This window comes from Agrilactobacillus fermenti, from assembly GCF_021030645.1.
GTDB classification, from domain to species: Bacteria; Bacillota; Bacilli; order Lactobacillales; family Lactobacillaceae; genus Agrilactobacillus; species Agrilactobacillus fermenti.
On the sequence record NZ_JACGCJ010000024.1, the window covers coordinates 1 to 20,048 of the forward strand.

General features: G+C 40.2%; 25 protein-coding genes and 1 other annotated feature. Of the genes, 19 read left to right on the forward strand and 6 right to left on the reverse strand.

All coding sequences use genetic code 11. From position 1 onward, the window contains the following. On the forward strand, positions 1–266 hold a 266-nt coding region (locus FHQ08_RS09140), incomplete at its 5' end, for a hypothetical protein (protein WP_230914107.1). Positions 267–817: 551 nt separating this feature from the next. On the opposite strand, the gene FHQ08_RS09145 is transcribed toward FHQ08_RS09140, so the two are convergent. Further along, positions 818–1,096, reverse strand: coding sequence for an uberolysin/carnocyclin family circular bacteriocin (locus FHQ08_RS09145; protein WP_230914108.1), 279 nt, complete (start codon positions 1,094–1,096; stop codon positions 818–820). A 109-nt stretch (positions 1,097–1,205) separates the two neighbouring features. On the opposite strand from FHQ08_RS09145, the gene FHQ08_RS09150 reads away from it, so the two are divergent. Continuing rightward, complete coding sequence (locus tag FHQ08_RS09150) at positions 1,206–1,466, forward strand: hypothetical protein (RefSeq protein WP_230914109.1); 261 nt, start codon at positions 1,206–1,208, stop codon at positions 1,464–1,466. Here the strand turns inward: FHQ08_RS09150 and FHQ08_RS09155 are convergent. Next, on the reverse strand, positions 1,463–1,663 hold the full coding sequence (locus tag FHQ08_RS09155; protein WP_230914110.1) for a hypothetical protein: 201 nt from the start codon (positions 1,661–1,663) through the stop codon (positions 1,463–1,465). The genes FHQ08_RS09150 and FHQ08_RS09155 overlap by 4 nt on opposite strands. Before the next feature lie 385 nt (positions 1,664–2,048). On the opposite strand from FHQ08_RS09155, the gene FHQ08_RS09165 reads away from it, so the two are divergent. Further along, positions 2,049–2,606, forward strand: a complete 558-nt coding sequence (locus FHQ08_RS09165; protein ID WP_230914111.1) for a sugar O-acetyltransferase — start codon at positions 2,049–2,051, stop codon at positions 2,604–2,606. Between the two features lie 72 nt (positions 2,607–2,678). Continuing rightward, on the forward strand, positions 2,679–3,824 hold the full coding sequence (locus FHQ08_RS09170; RefSeq protein WP_230914112.1) for an ArgE/DapE family deacylase: 1,146 nt from the start codon (positions 2,679–2,681) through the stop codon (positions 3,822–3,824). A 280-nt stretch (positions 3,825–4,104) separates the two neighbouring features. Here FHQ08_RS09170 and FHQ08_RS09175 read toward each other — a convergent pair whose 3' ends face one another. Both FHQ08_RS09175 and FHQ08_RS09180 read right to left on the reverse strand, forming a co-directional pair. After that, positions 4,105–5,199 (reverse strand): glycerol dehydrogenase, encoded by a 1,095-nt coding sequence (locus tag FHQ08_RS09175; protein WP_230914113.1) that lies wholly within the window; start codon positions 5,197–5,199, stop codon positions 4,105–4,107. Positions 5,200–5,355: 156 nt separating this feature from the next. Continuing rightward, positions 5,356–6,675 carry an MFS transporter gene (locus FHQ08_RS09180; RefSeq protein WP_230914114.1) on the reverse strand — a complete coding sequence of 440 codons (1,320 nt, stop codon included), beginning with the start codon at positions 6,673–6,675 and terminating at the stop codon, positions 5,356–5,358. Between the two features lie 428 nt (positions 6,676–7,103). Between FHQ08_RS09180 and FHQ08_RS09185 the strand changes: the two genes are divergently transcribed. From FHQ08_RS09185 to FHQ08_RS09205, 5 genes are all read left to right on the forward strand, one after another. Continuing rightward, entirely contained in the window at positions 7,104–7,532 is a 429-nt protein-coding gene (locus FHQ08_RS09185) for a MerR family transcriptional regulator (protein WP_230914115.1), read from the forward strand. Between the two features lie 63 nt (positions 7,533–7,595). Then, the gene (locus tag FHQ08_RS09190) at positions 7,596–8,339 is read left to right on the forward strand and encodes an SDR family oxidoreductase (protein ID WP_230914116.1); all 744 of its coding nucleotides are present in this window, start codon (positions 7,596–7,598) and stop codon (positions 8,337–8,339) included. 12 nt (positions 8,340–8,351) lie between these two features. Continuing rightward, a complete protein-coding gene (locus FHQ08_RS09195; protein ID WP_230914117.1) occupies positions 8,352–8,765 on the forward strand; it encodes a cupin domain-containing protein in 414 nt (137 codons plus the stop codon). Between the two features lie 4 nt (positions 8,766–8,769). After that, positions 8,770–9,099, forward strand: a complete 330-nt coding sequence (locus tag FHQ08_RS09200) for a carboxymuconolactone decarboxylase family protein (protein WP_230914118.1) — start codon at positions 8,770–8,772, stop codon at positions 9,097–9,099. Positions 9,100–9,446: 347 nt separating this feature from the next. Next, on the forward strand, positions 9,447–9,800 hold the full coding sequence (locus tag FHQ08_RS09205; protein ID WP_230914119.1) for a hypothetical protein: 354 nt from the start codon (positions 9,447–9,449) through the stop codon (positions 9,798–9,800). A gap of 136 nt (positions 9,801–9,936) precedes the next feature. Here the strand turns inward: FHQ08_RS09205 and FHQ08_RS09210 are convergent, their stop codons facing one another. After that, positions 9,937–10,488, reverse strand: coding sequence for a GNAT family N-acetyltransferase (locus tag FHQ08_RS09210; protein ID WP_230914120.1), 552 nt, complete (start codon positions 10,486–10,488; stop codon positions 9,937–9,939). Between the two features lie 173 nt (positions 10,489–10,661). Between FHQ08_RS09210 and FHQ08_RS09215 the strand changes: the two genes are divergently transcribed. From FHQ08_RS09215 to FHQ08_RS09260, 10 genes are all read left to right on the forward strand, one after another. Beyond that, positions 10,662–11,669, forward strand: coding sequence for a LacI family DNA-binding transcriptional regulator (locus FHQ08_RS09215; protein WP_230914121.1), 1,008 nt, complete (start codon positions 10,662–10,664; stop codon positions 11,667–11,669). A 63-nt stretch (positions 11,670–11,732) separates the two neighbouring features. Beyond that, entirely contained in the window at positions 11,733–12,200 is a 468-nt protein-coding gene (locus FHQ08_RS09220; protein WP_230914122.1) for a PTS sugar transporter subunit IIB, read from the forward strand. A gap of 22 nt (positions 12,201–12,222) precedes the next feature. Continuing rightward, positions 12,223–13,029 (forward strand): PTS mannose/fructose/sorbose/N-acetylgalactosamine transporter subunit IIC, encoded by an 807-nt coding sequence (locus FHQ08_RS09225; protein WP_230914123.1) that lies wholly within the window; start codon positions 12,223–12,225, stop codon positions 13,027–13,029. Next, positions 13,010–13,843, forward strand: coding sequence for a PTS system mannose/fructose/sorbose family transporter subunit IID (locus FHQ08_RS09230; RefSeq protein ID WP_230914124.1), 834 nt, complete (start codon positions 13,010–13,012; stop codon positions 13,841–13,843). Before FHQ08_RS09225 ends, FHQ08_RS09230 begins: the two co-directional genes overlap by 20 nt. Positions 13,844–13,858: 15 nt before the next feature. Then, positions 13,859–14,281 carry a PTS sugar transporter subunit IIA gene (locus FHQ08_RS09235; RefSeq protein ID WP_230914125.1) on the forward strand — a complete coding sequence of 141 codons (423 nt, stop codon included), beginning with the start codon at positions 13,859–13,861 and terminating at the stop codon, positions 14,279–14,281. Then, a complete protein-coding gene (locus tag FHQ08_RS09240; protein ID WP_230914154.1) occupies positions 14,274–15,962 on the forward strand; it encodes a glycoside hydrolase family 13 protein in 1,689 nt (562 codons plus the stop codon). The genes FHQ08_RS09235 and FHQ08_RS09240 overlap by 8 nt, the downstream gene beginning before the upstream one ends. Positions 15,963–16,077: 115 nt before the next feature. Beyond that, positions 16,078–16,512 (forward strand): DNA-directed RNA polymerase subunit beta, encoded by a 435-nt coding sequence (locus FHQ08_RS09245; protein ID WP_230914126.1) that lies wholly within the window; start codon positions 16,078–16,080, stop codon positions 16,510–16,512. Next, a complete protein-coding gene (locus FHQ08_RS09250) occupies positions 16,478–17,767 on the forward strand; it encodes a Y-family DNA polymerase (protein ID WP_230914127.1) in 1,290 nt (429 codons plus the stop codon). The genes FHQ08_RS09245 and FHQ08_RS09250 overlap by 35 nt, the downstream gene beginning before the upstream one ends. Positions 17,768–17,964: 197 nt before the next feature. Then, positions 17,965–18,282 (forward strand): hypothetical protein, encoded by a 318-nt coding sequence (locus FHQ08_RS09255; protein WP_230914128.1) that lies wholly within the window; start codon positions 17,965–17,967, stop codon positions 18,280–18,282. A 72-nt stretch (positions 18,283–18,354) separates the two neighbouring features. Beyond that, positions 18,355–18,592 (forward strand) — a binding site (T-box leader). 211 nt (positions 18,593–18,803) lie between these two features. Continuing rightward, on the forward strand, positions 18,804–19,604 hold the full coding sequence (locus FHQ08_RS09260; RefSeq protein ID WP_230914129.1) for a 2-keto-4-pentenoate hydratase: 801 nt from the start codon (positions 18,804–18,806) through the stop codon (positions 19,602–19,604). A gap of 123 nt (positions 19,605–19,727) precedes the next feature. On the opposite strand, the gene FHQ08_RS09265 is transcribed toward FHQ08_RS09260, so the two are convergent. After that, positions 19,728–19,997 carry a hypothetical protein gene (locus tag FHQ08_RS09265; protein ID WP_230914130.1) on the reverse strand — a complete coding sequence of 90 codons (270 nt, stop codon included), beginning with the start codon at positions 19,995–19,997 and terminating at the stop codon, positions 19,728–19,730. Positions 19,998–20,048 lie beyond the last annotated feature (51 nt).

The following is a 20,048-nucleotide window of genomic DNA, read 5'->3' on the forward strand; positions in this document are numbered from 1 at the left end:
CCTCGGTTCGTGGGATTGAAAAGGTTACTACTGAAGCAGGAATTGCAATTATGGCAGCTAATCTGTTGAAATTGACCCTCAAGGTCAATGTTATTTTTAGAAAATCAATCGTTAAAAAAATAATCGTAGTTTTCAGATTCAATATCAGTCTGAAAACTACGATTATTTTATTTTGCGTGGCTTATGTCCCAGCCACTTTTGACAGTAAGAATGCACCAACAAACAAGCTTGATGAATCTTACTATCATTCCTTCAGTTTAAAGTAGATAGATAAGCCAGAAAAAAGCAAGGTGAAAAGGAACAGAGCGCCGAATATAAAAAGACTGCTACTATCACTAAGAACGATGATATGATTTTTCTTAAGACTGGACAATATAGTTACTAATATCAGGCAAAAAAAAGCCAGAATCATAAATGTATTTTTTTTCATATAGAACCTCTAAATTGTTTCTGCGAGTCGCTTATTTTATGGCAACCACATAAGGAAGCACTAAAGGTCAAATGCTAAATGCTGACAAAAGAATATCTGTAAAAAAGGGAAGCGTAAAGATAAAAGACGCCACTATGTTTTTAGTGATGGCTTGAAGGATCGCAAGGATGAGAAGCGATCCTCCAAAGGAAATTAAAATAGAAACAATAGTCCAGCTGTTATGAAATAGCGAGAACAAAACGACGCTGATGAGCAACACTAAAGCCTTTGGTAACATAGCCGTGAATAGTGGCACTTTAAAACGATAGTTGAAGATAATCAAAAGAAACTTACCGATCACGTACTGCAACAATACGCCCAGAAAAGTGAAGATGAAGGAGAATCCAATCACCAAAGAGCGACTTGGCCTTTTGCCTTTTTCTTTAGCATATACGGAACTACGGAAACGATTCCTGAAGAAATGGCTCCAACTCCAGTTAAAGCTGCCACAATTGAAACAACAGCAACGGCAGTTTGGTATGCCTGAATAATGTTAACAACTCTTGTAGCTGTTTCAGTAGAGATTCCAAGTGTTGTTGCAACAGCAGGGCCATAACTGAGTAAGAGTGTCAGAGCAAAAATAAAACCTAAAATAGCAGTCAGAACAACAAAGAAACGGGTATCCATTTTTTAGTGAAAGTCATACCTTTTTTCTTCCTTCGAGGATGGTGCTTCTCCCGAATTATGATGATCGGTGAAAATTTTTGACAACTCCAATAAGCGCTTACAAATTAACATGGCTATTATAAAGTTGTCAAGAATCTTGACTTGTTTAAACGGGATATGTGAACGCAACTGGTCATCATATACTTATCCATTAAAGGTATATAAATACCAAAGGCTTAATCTGAAAAGATGGGGGATTTATGAACAAGGGCAAGACAATGCCAACAAAGGTATCGCTGTCGTGTTTGGCTTTGATTTCCTGTTGGCGTTTGATGAGTTGGTCGATCGTGATTTCTCCGTCCATGGTAAAGTTCCTTCTAAACTTATTTAACCGGCTTTGTGAATTCCTGCAATTTGTTCATAGCGTTTGGTAAGTTTTGTTAAACGGGCTTCTTCACGTTGCGTGAATTGGCTAGATTGTGCTTTGTTCCGTAGTTGGGTTAATTCAATCGCAACGGTCAAACGTTCTTGACGGTATTTCTTTTGTTGTTTAGCCAGCTCGTTTTTGTTTAAGTTGAGCGGGTTCAAGTAACTTGGCAGATCCGCAATCTTCTTGTCCCGACTGATGACATGTTGCGTGGCCGCACGCTTTTCTCCTAGGCTTAACTCGCCGTTATGCTTGGTATTCTCTAACTTCTCCCATTCACCTTGAGAGAAATCGTTTTTATCCTCGACTTCCTTTTTCCAGGTAAAAGTATAGCCAACAACAGGACGGTCATGGCCTTTTCCATAGTTTTTTTTAACAGTTAGACCTGGAAAGTGGCTTATGTCCCAGACACATTTTTTTGTTTGAGTATAAAAATACTTTTGTTCCAGCTACTTTATTTTAGCTAAAATTTATACGGATAAATATGATAAAATGATTTAGATGCTAAATTAACTTAAATAAATCGACGCATAAGGAGACCTATTCATGGCAAAATCAGAAAAAGCTAAGATGTTGGTTAATGAACAGTATTTAAATACAGATCCAGAACTAGCTTTAGATCGACGACATACGCGTTTATTAATTAATGAGTTTAATCAAGTTGTTAAGACGGATGCTGCCGCCGGGCAAAGAATTTTAAAGCAATTATTTGCCAAAACGGGCACTAAAATTAATATTCAGCCGGATTTTCATTGTGATTATGGCTATACTGTTGAAATTGGGGAGAACTTTTTTGCCAACTATAATTGTGTTTTGATCGATGTTGGTAAAATAACGATCGGCGATAACTGTCTTTTTGGGCCTGGCGTTCATATCTATTCGGTTAATCATCCCCTTGATCCTGAGTTGCGTAATGCTAATTATGAGTTTCCGAAACCAGTGACGATTGGTAATAATGTCTGGATCGGTGGTTCAGCTGTCATCGTACCCGGCGTCACGCTGGGTAATAATGTGACTGTGGCTGCTGGTGCGGTAGTGACCAAGTCTTTTGGTGATAATGTGGTTATCGGCGGTAATCCAGCTCGGGTGCTTAAGTCAATTTAAAAGCAAAATCAACTCGTCTTTTAGCAACCTAGGTTATAATAAAGGTAATTATAATTTAGGGGGTTATGTTTAATGGGTGTGTTTTCTGAAACAGACAAAGTAAAGTTATTGACTGATTTGGTAGCGATTCCATCAGTTAATGATTATGAACAAAAAGTTGCTGAATATTTAAAGGATTTGTTGGCTAAATATGATATTACGGCAAAATTAATTCCAATCACAGCCACACGGGCAGACTTAGTTGCCGAAATTGGTTCCGGTCAGCCGGTGCTTGGTATTTCCGGGCATATGGATGTTGTCGCTCCTGGAGATCAAGCTAAATGGGCCAGTGATCCCTTCAAGCTGACGGAAACTGATGGCCGTTTGGTGGGCCGTGGTGCTGACGATATGAAATCCGGACTTGCAGCAATGGTCATGGCTTTGATCGAGTTGAAGGCACAAGGTCTACCTAAAAATGGGACCATTCGATTGATGGCAACTGCCGGTGAAGAGGTCGGTGAACAAGGTTCCCAAGTCTTCTATGAAAAAGGCTATATGCAGGATGTAGCAGCATTGATCATTGGCGAACCCTCTGGTTATAATATTGTTTATGCACACAAGGGCTCGGTAGATATTCGCTTAACTTCTCATGGTAAGGCAGCACATAGTTCCATGCCATCCATGGGCTATAACGCAATCGATCCTTTGTTGAATTTACTGCATGAAGCCAATGGTATTTTCCGTGAAGATACGCGGGAGAATTCAGCACTAGGGAAGTTAAGTTTTAATACGACTATCTTCCAAGGCGGCAATCAAGTCAATTCTATTCCTGAACAAGCTGTTGCTGAGATTAATGTTCGGACGATTCCTGAATTTGATAATGATGAAGTTGAGAAGATCATGAAACAATTAGTGCAAACACAAAACGATGCCGGTGCGAAAATTGATTTGGATATTTATATGTCGCAATCGTCCGTACAAGCACCTGGAGATTCAAAACTAGTTCAGTTAGCTAGCCAAATTGGGGCAAAATATGCGGGTGAATCAGTTCCGGCAGGTGTGATTCCGGCGGTTACTGATGCTTCTAACTTGTTAAAAGATAAAGCTGCTGATTTTCCGATGATCGTTTTTGGACCGGGTAATAATTCAGCCCACCAAGTCGATGAATATGTAGACAAACAGATGTATTTAGACTTTAGTGCGCTGTATGTTGACTTGTTTAAGGCTTATTTTGAGTAATAGTTGCGTTACAATAAAAGCATTTAAATGATTCAGTGACTTTGGCACACGTTTAAAATTTAATTTGTTCGCAAAACAAAAGGTGGCTGAAAGCAAAACGTTAGTTTTATTCTTCAGCCATTTTTTTTAATCAACAAACAATTATTTAAGTCTATTCGTGCATTAAATATTAAGGCATAACTAAACTAGATCTGTTGACGTCAGGTGCTTCAATACACCCTGATCAACAGATCTAGTTTTGATATTTCTAAATTTTCTCTAGTAATTTTTCCAAATTAATTTACGCCAAATTCTTCGAATATTGATCTAAGGCAATTAGTGCACTAGCCACGTCATCTGCCGTGACTGCAAATGGCATTTCGTGAATGGTTTCACCTTCTTGCGTAGCTAATTTACCAACTTTTAACAAATCATCATAACTGGCATCGGCAAGTTTCATATCTGCTAGTGTGGTCGGCAACTTCAACGCACGATAAAATCTAATAAATTTATCTAAAGTTGATTTGGGCTTATTTTCTAAAATCAATTGGGTTAAAGTGCCATAAGCTACTTTTTCGCCATGAGTCAGTTTATGGATATCGCCATGCAATGCGGTAAATCCGTTATGAATGGCATGAGCTGCTGCTAAACCACAGCTTTCAAAACCGATACCGCTCAATAAAGTGTTGGCTTCTACGACTGCTTCCAGTGCGGCAGTGACGACCTTACCACGACAGGCTTCAATGGCTTGAAGACCATAGGCAAAATTAGTGGCTTCACATTTGGCCGCGATGGCTTCTGCGGCTAATGTCGGTTTACCGCCAGCCATTGTATTGCCATGTTTTTGAATCACAGCCTGACCTTCAACCCAGGTTGCTAAAGCATCTGCGATCCCACTGGCTAGCAAGTGAACTGGGGCTTTACTGATGACCTGGGTGTCTACAAGTACCAAATCAGGGTTCTTCTTATAGAAAATATAACGATCAAAAACGCCATCATCACTATAAATCACAGATAACGCAGAAGTTGGTGCGTCTGTGGAAGCAACAGTAGGCAAGATACCGACAGGTAAAGTTAGTTTATCTGCAATGGCTTTGGCAGCATCAATGGTTTTACCACCGCCCAAGCCTAAAATGACATCACATTTTTCGGATTTGGCAATATCACTGACCCGTTGGATCTCGCTATCAGAAGCTTCCCCATTAAATGGCACATGTGTCGTTATTAAATCTGCTGTTTTTAAATGTTGGTCAAAATCTTGACCTACGATTTGCCAAACATTATCATCACAAAGCAATAACGGTTTTTCGCCCAAGTCTTTAATGTGTTGAACGCCCGAAAACAGTACGCCTTTGCCTTGAACATAGCGAGAAGGACTGGCATAAATTCTTTCCATAAGTAAAGGACCTCCATAAAATAATATTGTGATTTATTACACAATATTATTTTACGCCATTGCTAGTATAATTAGTAGTTTTTAGCACGTCGACCTTTTATTGTAGACGTATCTCACGGACAATAGTAGGGGACGATTGTTAGAACAGCTGCTATTTTACTTCGAAAAGTCAACGTTCTTAGTTTCTTTAGTGGTTAATAATGAGACTAAGCAGGCTAGACCCATGACGGCTAGATAGTAGCCAACAGCTTTGACACCCCAAGTAGCAGCTAGTGCTGTGGCAATAGTTGGGGCAAAGGCAGCACCAACAATGGAAGCCATATTATAAGAGATACCCGCTCCGGAATAGCGCACTTTAGTTGAGAATAATTCCGGCAGCAAAGCACCAACTGGGCCAAAAGCCATGCCCATGATCACAAAACCTAAGACTAGGAATGCGACGGCACCAGCAAAATTTTGATGGCCAGAAAGCATATAAGGGAATAAGAAAGCAAAGACGACCATACCAACAGCAGAAGCAAGCAAAATGGTGCGCCGGCCTAATTTATCAGCTACGTGAGAAGCACCTAAAATGAAGACGGCAAAAACGATGATGGTTGCCATTAAGAGAGATAAATATTGTCGATTTGAGAAACCTAATTTACCTGTTGCAAAGGTCAAAGACCAAGTTGTTAGCAGATAAAATAAGGTATAAGTACCACTCATTAAGAAGGTACCTTGTAAAATCTGCCGCCAAGAGTTCTTGAAAACGACTTTTAAAGGTGATTTAGTGACGGCTTTCTTTTGTTGTGCCAGCCGAAAGACGGGTGTTTCTTGCATCCGTTCTCGAACCCAAAAGCCAACTAAGACTAAGATAGAAGAAACTAAAAATGGGATCCGCCAGCCAAAAGCCGTCATTTGTGCTGGTGATAGGAACGATTCAAGGACAAAGAAGAGACCATTACAGAGGAAGAAGCCTAAGGGTGCGCCTAATTCTGGGAAAGCACCATATAAGGCCCGCCGATTTTCAGGGGCATTTTCGGTAGCCACTAACGCAGCGCCAGACCATTCCCCACCAAGACCAATGCCTTGCACAAAGCGGCAAAGGCACAGCAGTGCGATGGCAAACATACCAAAAGTGTTAAAGCCAGGAAGTACCCCAATCAAAACGGTAGAACAACCCATTAATAATAGCGAGAATACTAAGGTTCTCTTACGACCAATTTTATCGCCAAAATGGCCGAAGATAAAGGATCCTAAGGGTCTGGAAATGAACGCTACACCAAAAGTTAAAAGACTTAAGATCGTGGCGATCGTTGGCGTCACCTCAGGGAAAAATACTTTAGGAAAATATGTAGCAGCGGCGGTACCATAAGCATAAAAGTCGAAAAATTCGATGGCGGTGCCAATCATAGAAGCCAAAATAACAGTACGCACCGAGTCTCTTTTAAGCGTTAATTTTTTAGGTTCACTGACAACAGTAGTGGTTGATTCCATATTCCAAACACTTCCTTTTTTGAATAGTTGCTTTGATAGATAGTTACAGAACAATTAGAAAAATAATAATATAATAGCGATAATCACCACCTTTCAGTAAATTAGTGTATAAAAAAACCAAGAACTGCTTCGCAGCTCTTGGTTGACTTGAACCAACGCCGCCCGCTTGTAAGTGCGGGCATCGAAAATATCAGCCCGCACTAGCTAATAATGGCGCTGATAATAATCGTATTTAGTTGTGCGTTAATTTTTGTCATATTAATCATTCCCTAATTTAATATTAATCCAAATCAAATAATTTTATTATGTTTTTAATAATAACGCCTTTTCTGAAAATTGCAAGGATAAATTCTAACTTTTTTGACTTAGAGTTAACTTTAAGTGGTAGGGTGGTCTTACCAAGTCGTTTTACGAAAGGATTAACGTAGATGGATACAACAAGAGAATATAAAATTGGTGATTTTGCGAAACTCGTTGGTTTAACGACTTTCACGTTACGCTATTATGAAAATGAAGGGTTGATTCAACCACACCGAAATCGTAATGGACGCCGTTTTTATACCACACAAGATAGTCGTTGGGTAGGGTTTTTGTTACATCTAAAAGGGACAGGCATGACTATGACTGAATTGAAACAGTATGTTCAACTACGTGCTCAGGGCGATCAAACTATTGCTCAGCGGAAAGCTTTACTTAGACAAGTTCAGACACGTTGCCGTAACGAAATTGCTGAAAGAAAGGCTAATTTGACGATTCTGAACCACAAGATCGATTGGTACGATGGTAAATTAACGCATGAAATTAGTGACGATGAATCATTTGCCGATTACTTAAAAAAATTTAACGAGAATTCTTGACTTATAGTTTACTCTAAGTTGTAGTCTGAGACTGTACTCAAAAATAATTAAAGGAGATCTATGATGACAGTCAAAGATAAAGTAATTGTAATTACCGGAGCCTCGTCAGGTATTGGTGCGGCTACGGCCAAGTTGTTAGCTCAAAACGGCGCTAAAGTTGTGTTAGGTGCCCGTCGTGAAAGCCGATTAAAGGCGATCGTTGCTGATATTCAAGCGCAACATGGTCAGGCTGCTTACCTTAAAACAGATGTCACGAAACCCGAAGAAGTTCAGGCATTAGTGACGCTAGCAAAATCAGAATTTCATCAAATTGATGGTATTTTTAATAATGCAGGGATCATGCCCAGCTCGCCAATCAGCGCATTACATACCAAAGAGTGGCATGATATGGTCGATATTAATTTGAATGGTGTCTTAAACGGAATTGCCGCCGTTATGCCTGATTTTACTAAGCAAAAGCACGGGGATATCATCACAACTTCATCTGTCGCCGGTTTGAAGAGTTTTCCTGGCGCCGGTGTTTATGGGGCAACTAAATTCGCAGTTAAGAACTTAATGGAAGTTATTCGGATGGAAAGTGCAAGTGAAGGCACGAATATTCGCACGGTCACACTTTATCCGGGCGCGATCAATACGGAATTGTTGCACACAATTACTGATGCACAAACCGTCAAGGGTATGGATCAATTGTATCAAGCTGTTGGTATTTCACCAGAAGCCGTGGCACGTACCGTTAATTTTGCGATTGACCAACCAGCAGATGTAAACATCAGCGAATTTACAATTTATCCAACGAAGCAAGGCTAAGGAGACTAAGGAATGGTCAAAAATGAAGCAGTCAAAAATGGTGTGATTTTTCCAGTAGGCACAAAAAATGAGGCGTATGCCCAATATTTTGTCGGTCAAAGTTATTTGCAATCATTAGTTGCCGATCCCAAAGTCAATGTAGGCGTCAGTAACGTGACTTTTGAACCAGGGTGTCGCAATAATTGGCATATCCACCATGATGGGTACCAAATTTTATTGGTCACTGGTGGGGCAGGCTGGTATCAAGAAGCCGGTAAACCGGCACAAAAACTACATCCTGGAGATGTAGTGGTCACCCACGATGGCGTCAAACATTGGCACGGGGCTACTAAAGATAGCTGGTTTGAACATATTGCCATTACAACTGGCACGCCAGAATGGTTAGAACCTGTGACAGATGTACAGTATCAAGCTTTGGAGGGTTAAGAATATGGTTAAAAAGCAAACAGCTGGTCGTGATAATTTGGGTGAATTTGCCCCCAAATTTGCTGAATTGAATGACGATGTTTTATTTGGGGAGGTCTGGTCTCGTGAAGATCAAATGTCTGCTCGAGATCGCAGTATGATCACTTGTGCTAGTTTAATGTCACAGGGACTTTTTCCTCAATTAGAAGCCCATATGAAAATTGCTAAAACGAATGGCATTACTAAAACAGAAATGGTCGAATTGATCACACAGCTTGCTTTCTATGCTGGTTGGCCTAAAGCATGGTCAGCTTTTGATTTGGCTAAAAAAGTTTATGACGATCAAGAAGCATGAGAGACTGAAAATAAAAAATCTGTTGCTATGAGTCGATAGAAAAGACTTAAAGGCGACAGATTTTTTGGTTTAAGAATAAGAAAGGGAATTCACAGAATAGTAATATTTTATTCATAAAAAAGATATGACCAGATGATTAAAATTAAATTATAAAAATTAAAAATAATTAAATTAAATTAAATTAAATGGTTGCATGATTGTTCTGAAATAACACCTGGTCTTCCAGCGACGGCTTGGTTTAGAAATTAACGTGAGGATGTGGGGCTTGAAATGGATAAAAAAAGCGAAACAGAAGAATTACTTTCTGGAGTCTAGTTGCTATTTTTTGTATCTTAATTGGCATACATATGTTTACGTACCAAATCTTCGCGCGTTGTTTTGTAACCCATGATTTTCATGAATTTCTTAGAACAACGAGTCCGCGTGAGCTTAAAAAGGTAGTAGATGACGATCAGATGAGTTATGAATTTTTATGGCATTACCGCCAAAAAAATATAACCCGCCTATCGGACTCTGAAGGTGGGGATTTTAATTATGGAGCACTATATGTTGGTGCTTTTCAGGGTCGTAAAACGGATTTGACAGTCACTTTAGATCGGCAGCACGCAAACTTCTTTAAGCCAGCATTTAAAATTAAAAAAATTTATCTTGTGACACCAGAAATAAAGAAATATAAAAATATCCATTACGGGACAGAGTAGGTTTAATTGGTTAATTTGATGCATCAAAAATATTCCATTAAATGCATTTACTGCGATAATGGTTCAGTGCAAAGCACATAAAAGTGTCTTTGCGCTTTTTTTCGCGTAAAGACACAAGTAAAAGAGAAGAGAACTACTATTCATAATCCTGTCTTAAAATAGCATAAACCGCGTCATCAACGATACCTTGGTTATTGCGGTGGGCTTGGCGCAAAACACCTTCAAATTGTAAACCACATTTTTGCATAACCTTGCCTGAGTTGGGATTATGCGTATCATGCCGCGCTTCAATACGATTGACATCAGTATTTTCAAACAAATATTGAATTACCGCTTTAAAAGCTTCTTTAACATATTCATGGCCCCAAAAAGCTTGGCCAATGCAGTAGCCGATCTCCATGCTTTTGACTTGATCATCGTGGGCTACGACCGAAATGGTACCAATCAATGTTTGCGATTGCGTTAGGACAATGCCCCAATCGTAGAAATTTTTATTAGGGTAATTAGCAACACGATTTTGTAAAAATAATTTGGCATCCATCACACTTTTATAAGTTGGCCAACTTAAGTATTTAGTAACTTTGGGATCCCCAGCCCAGTTATGAAACATAGCTTCTGCATCATTGGCCTGAAGTGGCCGCAAAGTTAATCTCTCGGTTTTAAGGCGCTGTGTCCCAGTATGGTGCATGACCATCACTCCCTAACGTTATATTGTACTTAGTCTAAAAGTTTTACGGTAGTGGGTCAATAATGGGTTACCCATTAAACAAAAAGAAATCGATTTCAAGAAAGTGTTGACTTATTTAAAAGTCCGAATTATTATATTGTTAACGATTACAAAAGAGATAAGAGGTGACTTGATTGGTAACGATTTCAGACGTGGCAAAATTAGCGGGTGTTTCGGTTTCCACCGTTTCTCGGGTGATCAATGACAATCCCCATGTAACGCCGCAAAAGCGCCAAGCCATTTTAAATGCCATGAACGAGTTGGGTTACGCGCCGCTGCAAGCAGCGCGACAGTTGCGAGGTTCGGGTACAGAAACTATTGCAGTAGTTGTTCCAGAGATTGTCAATCCGTTTTTTTCTTACTTGGTAGATACCATTGAACGGGTTATCGATGAAAAAGGATTTAAGACTTTGATCATCCAGACCTTTGGACAAAAGCGTAATGAGCTTAATGCGTTGAATTTATTGAAAGTTAATCAAGTGGACGGAGTCATTCTTTGTGCCATTGAAAATGATTTTGAAACGATCAAAGCATACTTGACTTACGGTAAAATTGCCGTCTGTAATGAATACGTTAATGATGAAACCGTTTCGATGATTTACGGTAACCAGTTTGAAGGCATCCGCCAAGGCACGCAATATTTGCTTAGCAAAGGCAAACGCCGGATTGCTTATTGTACAGGACGGCGAGGCATTATGATGCAGCCACGCGGGGTCAACTTTGATAGTGACCGCTATCTGGGCTTCATTAAAGCATTACAGGTACAACAGCTTTCGTTTGATCCAGAACTATTGTTTACCAATGCCCATACGATTGACGATGGCAAACGTATTTTACAACAGATACGAACATTGTCAGCGCCACCAGATGCCGTTGTCGCTGGTAGTGATGAAGTGGCTACGGGCATAGTTAGTGAAGCTGTTAAGTCCGGTTTGCAGATTCCAGACCAGCTAGCTGTGTTGGGCGTGGATGATCAACCGCTGGCGCGGTATTTGCAGTATCCGCTAACCACGATTCGTCAGCCGATCAAGGCGATGGGTCATAAAGTGGCTGAGGTTTTACTTAATGAAATCAAGCATCCTGAGACAAAAACTTCTCGAGAGATGTTAGATTTAAAAATTGTGCCTAGAAAATCAGCATAATTTTTTAATAAAATTTGGTATCGATACCAAAGATGATCAATAAAATATTTGGAGGCAACAAAAATGACAGTTGTATTGGCAAGAATCGATCAGCGTTTAATTCATGGTTTGATTGTTAACCAGTGGGCGCAAAAATTACAGGTCAAACGGTTTATGGTTGTAGACGATGAAATCAGTCAAAATGAGGATATTAAGGCTAGCATGCGGATGTCTAAGCCAGCAGGGACAGGGATGTCGATCATTGACACTCAAAAAGCCATCACGAACTTTAATGCGGGCAAGTATGATGCCCAGCGTGTTTTGATTTTAGTTAAAGAACCAGCGACTCTGATCAAGCTAATTGAAGGTGGTGTTGATATTCCTAAAGTTGATCTTGGTATCCTTTTCAATGAAGATGGTCGCCAACCAGTGACTAAGTTCGTTGCCCTAGATGATCAAGAAAAAGCAGACCTTGAAACCATCAAGCAGAAGGGTGTGCCGCTTGTAATCCAATATGTACCGGATGATCCCGAACAGGCTTACGAAGGATAATATGGATTAGAGGAGAAAAATTATGTCTGGTATTCAATTATTACAAGATATTGTCATTATTTTATTAGCCGGCTATATGACCATTGATCAAAATGGCTTAGTGATCATGTCTTGGTTTCCTGTTATTGTGGGCATGATTTCTGGCCTGATCATGGGGGACATGCACACAGGTTTGATAATTGGCGGGACTTTCCAATTGATGATGCTAGGAGTAGCGGCTCTTGGCGGTGCCTCAGCACCTAATTATGGTTTGGCAACGATCGTTGGGGTCTTTGTTGCGGTCCGAACAGGGGCAGGCATCAAAGCCGCGATCGCCGTGGGCTTACCAGTTGGCTTGATTGCCATTCAATTAGAAGTTTTGGCCCGGATCATCAGTAACTTCTTAGCCCATAAAATGCAAACGGATAATGAAGCCCATCAATGGCATAAAATGCGGCGGGAGGCTTGGTTAGGCCCAATCCTATTTAGTTTACAAACAGCGCTGCCTACCGCTTTAGTTGTTTTAGTTGGTCCCCAAGTCGTCAAATTCATTCTTGCGGCTGTGCCTAAATGGGTAACGAACGGGCTCACGATTGCTGGCGGGATGCTGCCAGTCGTTGGGATCGGTATGTTGATGCATTACATGCCAGTTAAGAAATTTTTACCTTATATCATTGTTGGCTTTGTGTTAGCAGCTTATTTAAAAATACCTGTTTTGGGAATTGCGCTAGTTGGCTTTGCCGGTGCTTATTGGTACTTCACTTCGGAGTCACGTAAAGCTGATAAGGCCGCTGCAGTGACGACAACTGGTGCGCCAACAGAGGAAGAAGATGACGACTACGATGAATAATAACAACGAGACAGATCGTTCTGAAATCACTAAAAAAGATTTAAGAAGAGCGGCTAGTCGCTATAACTTTATGGCCGTAAACTTATTTAATTATGAATCACAGATGGGCCCAGCGGTAGCTTGGTCGTTAGCACCGATTCTCCGTAAGATTTACAAAAATGATGATGACTATCAACAAGCACTAGACAATCACTTTAACTATTTCAATTCAACCACAGTCATGTCCAGTATTATTTTAGGTGCCACAACGGCAATGGAAGCTAAAGACGGCATTCAATCTAAAGATGCAGTTCAGTCTTTGAAAACCAGTTTGATGGGTCCCTTGGCCGGTGTGGGCGACACGTTAGTCTGGGTTTTGTGGCCTACGATCATTGGCTCCATCTCTGGCTATATGGCGTTACAAGGAAATCCACTTGGTGCCATTATTTGGCTGATCGCCAATATCGCATTTTGGTTTATCAAAGTTAAAATGTTTGAAGTTGGCTATACTTCTGGAACCAAATTAGTCACTTCTCTAGGCAGTAAGATGACATTGTTTACTGAAGCTGCTTCAATCATGGGACTAAGTGTTGTGGGTGCTTTGATTGCCACAGTGGTCAAAGTGCAAACACCGCTGAAATTTGCATTTGGTAAAGTCAGTTTATCTTTGCAGAATGGCGTATTTGATAAAATCATGCCGGCGCTACTACCTGCTTTGTTGACGCTACTAGTTTATAAACTATTGGGCAATAAAAAATGGACGCCAACGCGGATTATTCTGTTGGTCATTGTGATTGCTTTGGCTGGCTCATTCTTTGGCATTTTTAAAGCGTAAGGAGTTTTAAATATAATGAAACGTAAGATTGTTTTGGCATCACATCACCAATTGGCGGCTGGATTAGCGGATACGCTTAAATTTATCGCCGGTGATATGGCAAATGAGATGGTGATTACTTTGACCACTTATATGGATAATCAGCCGGTTGAAGCCCAAGTTCAAAAAGTAATGGCCACTTTTCCCGAAGATACAGAAGTTGTCGTGCTAACAGATATGATGGCTGGCAGTGTGAATCAGAAATTTTTTGGCTATCGCACTCGGCCGCACACGCATATTGTTAGCGATATGAATCTGCCATTGGCTTTAGCCTTTACGATGGAGTCTACAGCGCAGTACATTAGTTCTGATCGTGTCAGACAGATAGTTGCTGAAGCAAAAGACGCTATTGTCTATATCAATGAATTTCAACCGGATGAAGATGATGATGATGAATAAAAAAATTAAATGGTGGCAAAAAAGTGTGGTTTATCAGGTCTATCCTAAGAGTTTCAATGATTCTAATGGCGATGGCATTGGCGATATTCCCGGCATTCAACAAAAGTTGCCTTACTTAAAAAAATTAGGCGTTGATGTCATTTGGCTAAATCCAATCTATCAATCACCGCAAGTAGACAACGGCTATGATATTTCTAATTATCGGGCGGTTGACCCAGAATTAGGGACGATGGCGGAATTCGAGTCGTTGTTAACAGCAGCCCATACCCAAGGTTTGAAAATTATTTTAGATCTAGTGGTCAACCATACATCTGACCAACACCCTTGGTTCAAAGCGGCTGAACAATCGAAGTCTGATCCACACCATGACTATTATATTTGGAAGGATCCCGTTGATGGGCATGAGCCGAATAACTGGGGTTCCAGTTTTGGCGGCTCAACGTGGACATATAATCAAGCGCTAGGACAATATTACTTACATTTGTTCGCCAAACAGCAGCCCGATTTGAATTGGGAAAATCCTAAAGTACGACAAGAAGTTTATGATTTAATGCGTTTTTGGTTGGATAAGGGGATCGACGGTTTCCGGATGGATGTTATTTCACTGATTTCTAAGGATCCTAAGTATCCTGATGGCCCCGTGATTCAGAACAAGAAGTATGGCAGTTATTATGCTGGTGCTGCCAACGGACCAAAAGTTCACGAATATCTACATGAAATGTATCAGCAAGTTTTGCGTAAATATGACATCATGACGGTAGGGGAAACGCCCCATACTAACGCTGACGAAGCAGTACTTTATACAAAAGCAAGTCGGCAGGAACTCAACATGGTTTTTCACTTCGATCATATGCATTTAGATTATGGTAAGTATGGTAAATTTTCAGATAATCGTTTTAAATTGCCAGATCTAAAGGCAGTTTTGAGTCGTTGGCAGACAAAAATGTATGATCATGATGGTTGGAACAGTCTATACTGGAGCAATCACGACCAAGCTCGACCAGTGACACGATTTGGTAATGATGGACCTTTCCGAGAGAAATCTGCCAAGATGTTGGGTGTTGTGTTACATATGTTGCAAGGGACACCTTATATTTATCAGGGCGAAGAAATTGGGATGACTAATGCTGATTTCAAACACATCGAAGACTATCAAGATATCGAAACGCATAATATTTATCATGAATTCAAGCAAAAGGGTTTAGCTGATGATTTTATTATGAGATCGATCTATTTGAAGTCTCGAGATAATGCGCGGACACCCATGCCTTGGAATGCTCACCAAAATGCCGGTTTTACTACAGGCCAGCCTTGGCTGAAATTAAACCCAAATTATACGGCTGTTAATGTCGCTAAGGCGTTGGCTGATCAACAGTCTGTTTTTTATTTTTATCAGCGATTGATTGCACTAAGGCATCAGTATGCGGTGATCACAACTGGTAAATATGACTTGTTGAATCCCGACGACCCGAACATCTATGCATATACACGTTCTGGTGATCAGCAAACTTTATTGGTAGTCGCAAACTTTAGTGCACAGCCACAAACCTATCAAATTCCAGCAAAGCTTTCATTTAAAGACAGTAAACAGCTTCTGAGTAATGAAACAAGCCCTAAGCAAATTGAACAACAGCAAATTGCGTTAGGGGCTTACGGTGCAGTGATTTATCTATTAAATTAAACTAAAAATAAAAATGACTGGTACAAAAATTGTATGCAGCCATTTTTTTATTGACATTTGCGAACATATGTTTGTATTATAGTAATAAATCCAATTCTTGATAGAGGTGTGCATGATGAGGAAACCCTATGATCCACCGAGGGAACTCTGGCTATATGACGATCGCGGTATGAAGAAATGGCAAGGCTGGTTTTTAAGTGACCACTCAGCAGCATTGGAAGCAGACGCTCTGCAAGCTGAAGGGTTATTGGTGAGACCGGAGCAATCTGAAACCGAGGTAGGGACGATTTTAGAGATATCTTTGAGTGAGGGCTTGGCGGTGACAATTCAATTGAATATTTTGGAAGGAGATCGACTGCTACCAGATATTAAGGGTTACGTACGTGGTTATGATGAAGCCAATCATGTGGTTCTTGCCACCGCAGCTGACCACCAGCAGAAGATTCGACTGACTGACATTCGGAATGTAATCCTAGTTGATCAAGATAAATGGTATCGCGAAGGAATCGATGACTATGGGATTCAATCAGACCAATCCGTTAGCAAATGACCGCTCATTACCACAAAGAGATATTTTATGTATTGATTGTAAATCTTTTTATGCCAGTACTGAAGCTATTAAAAGAGGCATCAATCCCTTAGCCTCTAAAATTGCGGTTTTATCTCGAGAAGAGTCTCAAGGTGGTTTGATTTTAGCAGCGTCACCTTATGCCAAAGATACATATGGTGTCAAGTTAGGCACACGTAAATATGAAGTGCAGCCGGATATGAATTTAGAAATGGTAGAGCCACACATGGCTGACTACATTCATAAAAATTTAGAAATCAATCATATTTACCGTCAGTTTACCGATAAGCAGCATTGGTACCCTTACTCGATCGATGAATCTTTTTTAGATGTCACCGGTTCGCATCGCCTTTTTGGAGAAAATAATCAGATTGCTGCCGCGATCCAAAAGAAAGTTTTAGCCCAAACCGGGGTAGTCACAACAGTTGGCATGGGACCAAATTTATTATTAGCTAAATTAGCGCTGGATAATGAGGCCAAAAAAGGTGCACCATGGCAAGCTTATTGGGATTATAAAGATGTACCTACGAAACTTTGGCAGATTAATGATTTGCAAGATATGTGGGGTATTGGTCATCGTTATGCTAAGCGATTGCACCAATTGGGTATTTATTCTGTTTATGATTTGGCTCATGCCGATGTGGCTTTCTTAAAAAGAAAGTTTGGTGTTATGGGCGCACAACTCTATTATCATGCTTGGGGTATCGATTATTCTAATTTAGAACGGCGCTATTTACCGCGTCTAGATAGCAAGGGTTATGGTAATAGTCAGGTTTTGATGCGTGACTATCTGACCTTATCAGATTGTGTTACGGTCCTAAAAGAGATTGCAGCCCAGGTAGCTACAAGGTTGCGGCGCCATCATGTCCAGGCAAGTGTGGTGGGTATCGGGATTGGTTATGCGGCAGGCGGTCATTTTTCCACGCAAATGAAAATTACCCCTACGAATTTGACTGAAGAGTTACAGGAAGCAGTTGCTTATTTATTCAAGAAAAAATGGAATGGGGCGCCAATTCGTAACGCTGGCGTACGCTGTAGTCGTATTTCTAAGCAATTAGGCCTTCAACTAGGGCTTTTTAAAGATCAGCAGCGCTTAGTGCAACAAGCTGTTCTAGACCAGATCATCGATAAGATTCAATTACGTTTTGGGTACAAGGCTTTAATGCGGGCTAATAGTTTGACTAAAGGCGGGACTGCGTTGGAACGCACAAACTTAGTGGGTGGTCATCAAGCTTGAGCAATGCCATGTGACTAGCATAAAATCTTAGGCACAGGTTGATTATGAAGGTTTTGGCTTAAACGTAGTTCAAAAAACAGTGCCCGCACTTAACTACGAATCACTCAAGTGGAAAATCGCCATTTATCGTGATTCTTGTTAGTACTCGGTCATTGAACATCTTTTGTCTTACGCTCATATCACAGGAAGCGATGTAAATGCCTAGTGAGATTCAGCAATTATTAGAGCGCTACTGGCGCTATTTTAAACGTGAACGGAACACCCTTTATTGGCTCTTAGTCGTTCACGATACGTTTGATCAAACGGATAATTTTTTCTTGTATCATCGACGGTTACAAGGACGATTGCTATACTCTAATGAATTATTAATGTTGCCATTTCGTAAAAACCTATATACTCGAGCAATGACAGAATTAAAACGTGTCTCGCAGTTACACATTGACTACCGCGACACGCGAACAATGGTCGATCAAGTGGCGCCAATTAAATTTGACCCCCATCATGGGCATCATTAAAAAATAAAAAAGACTTGTAATTCTAAAAATGCGTGTTATTATATGAAATATAAATTAAATTTGGATTAACAAATATAGACTATTATGAGAAAAAACTAAGCTGATTTGTCAGTAAAGCGAGCTTCGGGTTGGTGTAACGAAGACTGATGCAGCAAGGTAATCCTTCTCTAAGTTATGTACCGAATCAAGTAGGCTACATCGGCAACGTCCGTTATCATGTTCGCACATTGCAATTGCTGTGTGTCAGAGGTCAAAGATGTGAATCTTTGATAAATTAAGGTGGTAACACGTTTCATCTAACGTCCTCAAAATTCTAGAAAGTTGTTCTAGTTTTTTAAGGTCGTTTTTGTTTCCAGATTTAAATTAAAGTGAGGTGGTTCCAGATGGAAGTTAATATTAGATCAAACGATGATGACAGTGCGATTCAGATTAGAAATCAACGAATATCAAAAATATGGCACTATCTGGCTGAACCACTTATGAGGGTGTATTCAGTCAGATAACTAAAAGGAGCGGTTATTATGACTGAAAATGTTGCAGTAATGAATGAAACTGAAGAAAAAGTGGCTCAAGCTCTATTTGAAGCTTACCAAACGCATAAGCCTTTAAATATGGCAGATTATGCTGATGTGTTAAAAGACGATGCTGCTGCTTACCGGGTTCAAGCAAAATTAACGGCTTTGAAGCAACAGGCAGTTGGTGGTTATAAAGTTAGCTTAACGAGTGGCGAGACTCAAAAAATGTTTGCGGCTGATGAACCGCTATACGGAGCACAGGTACAAGATCATTTTTTGAAATCGCCAGCACATTTAGCAATGAAAGATGTCATGGCACCATTAGTTGAAGTCGAGTTAGTTTTCAAAGCCATGTCTGATTTAGATAAGTCGGATTCACTTGAAGATTTGTTGCATAAAACAACCGTAGCTCCAGGCGTGGAAGTACCAGATGCTCGGTTTAAAAATTGGTTTCCTGATTTACCTAAGCATTTAGTTATGGCTGATGCGGCTGTTGGCGGCTATGTGGTCTATGGTAATGAAGTCAACGCAGATCATTTTACTGTTGCTGAATTAGCTGAAGTAACTTGCGAGTTATTTCATGATGATCATAAACTTAAAGATGGACAAGCAAGCGAAGTCCTGGGAAATCCTTTGAATTCTTTGAAATGGCTCGTAGATAAATTAGCTAGTCAGGGTAAACAACTTACGGCCGGGCAACGTGTTTCCACGGGGACTTTCTTATTACCGGTAGACTTAACATTAGGGCATTGGCAAGCAAACTTCAGCCATGATTTAGGAACAGTTTCAGTTACTTTAGACAAATAAATCGGTGATAGGTCACAAATTTAAAAAAATAAACCAAAAGGCATCGCAACTAAGTGTTCAAGAATCCTGCCATAAAAAAAGAGTAGCAATAAGCGCTACTCTTTTTTTATGGCTAAATTTAGTTTAATTGTTACCCCAACCGACCCATAGTGCCGCAATACCTAAAGCTGCTGCCGCACCAAGACCGAGAATACCATAAATGGCAAACTTGAAAATAGCAAAGCCACCAATCAAAAATAATATCAGACTAATAAATGGATGATGGAAAATCAATTTGAATAATTTACCAATTAGAAGAATGATCAGAAATAAAGCCACAATAAAACCAATCAATAAGCCACCGGATAGAGAATGACCATTGGACACAGCCGTTGCAGCCATCAATGTGAACATCGTTTAACGCACCTCTTCATGATGTTACGAATTTTATAATTAGTATACGAT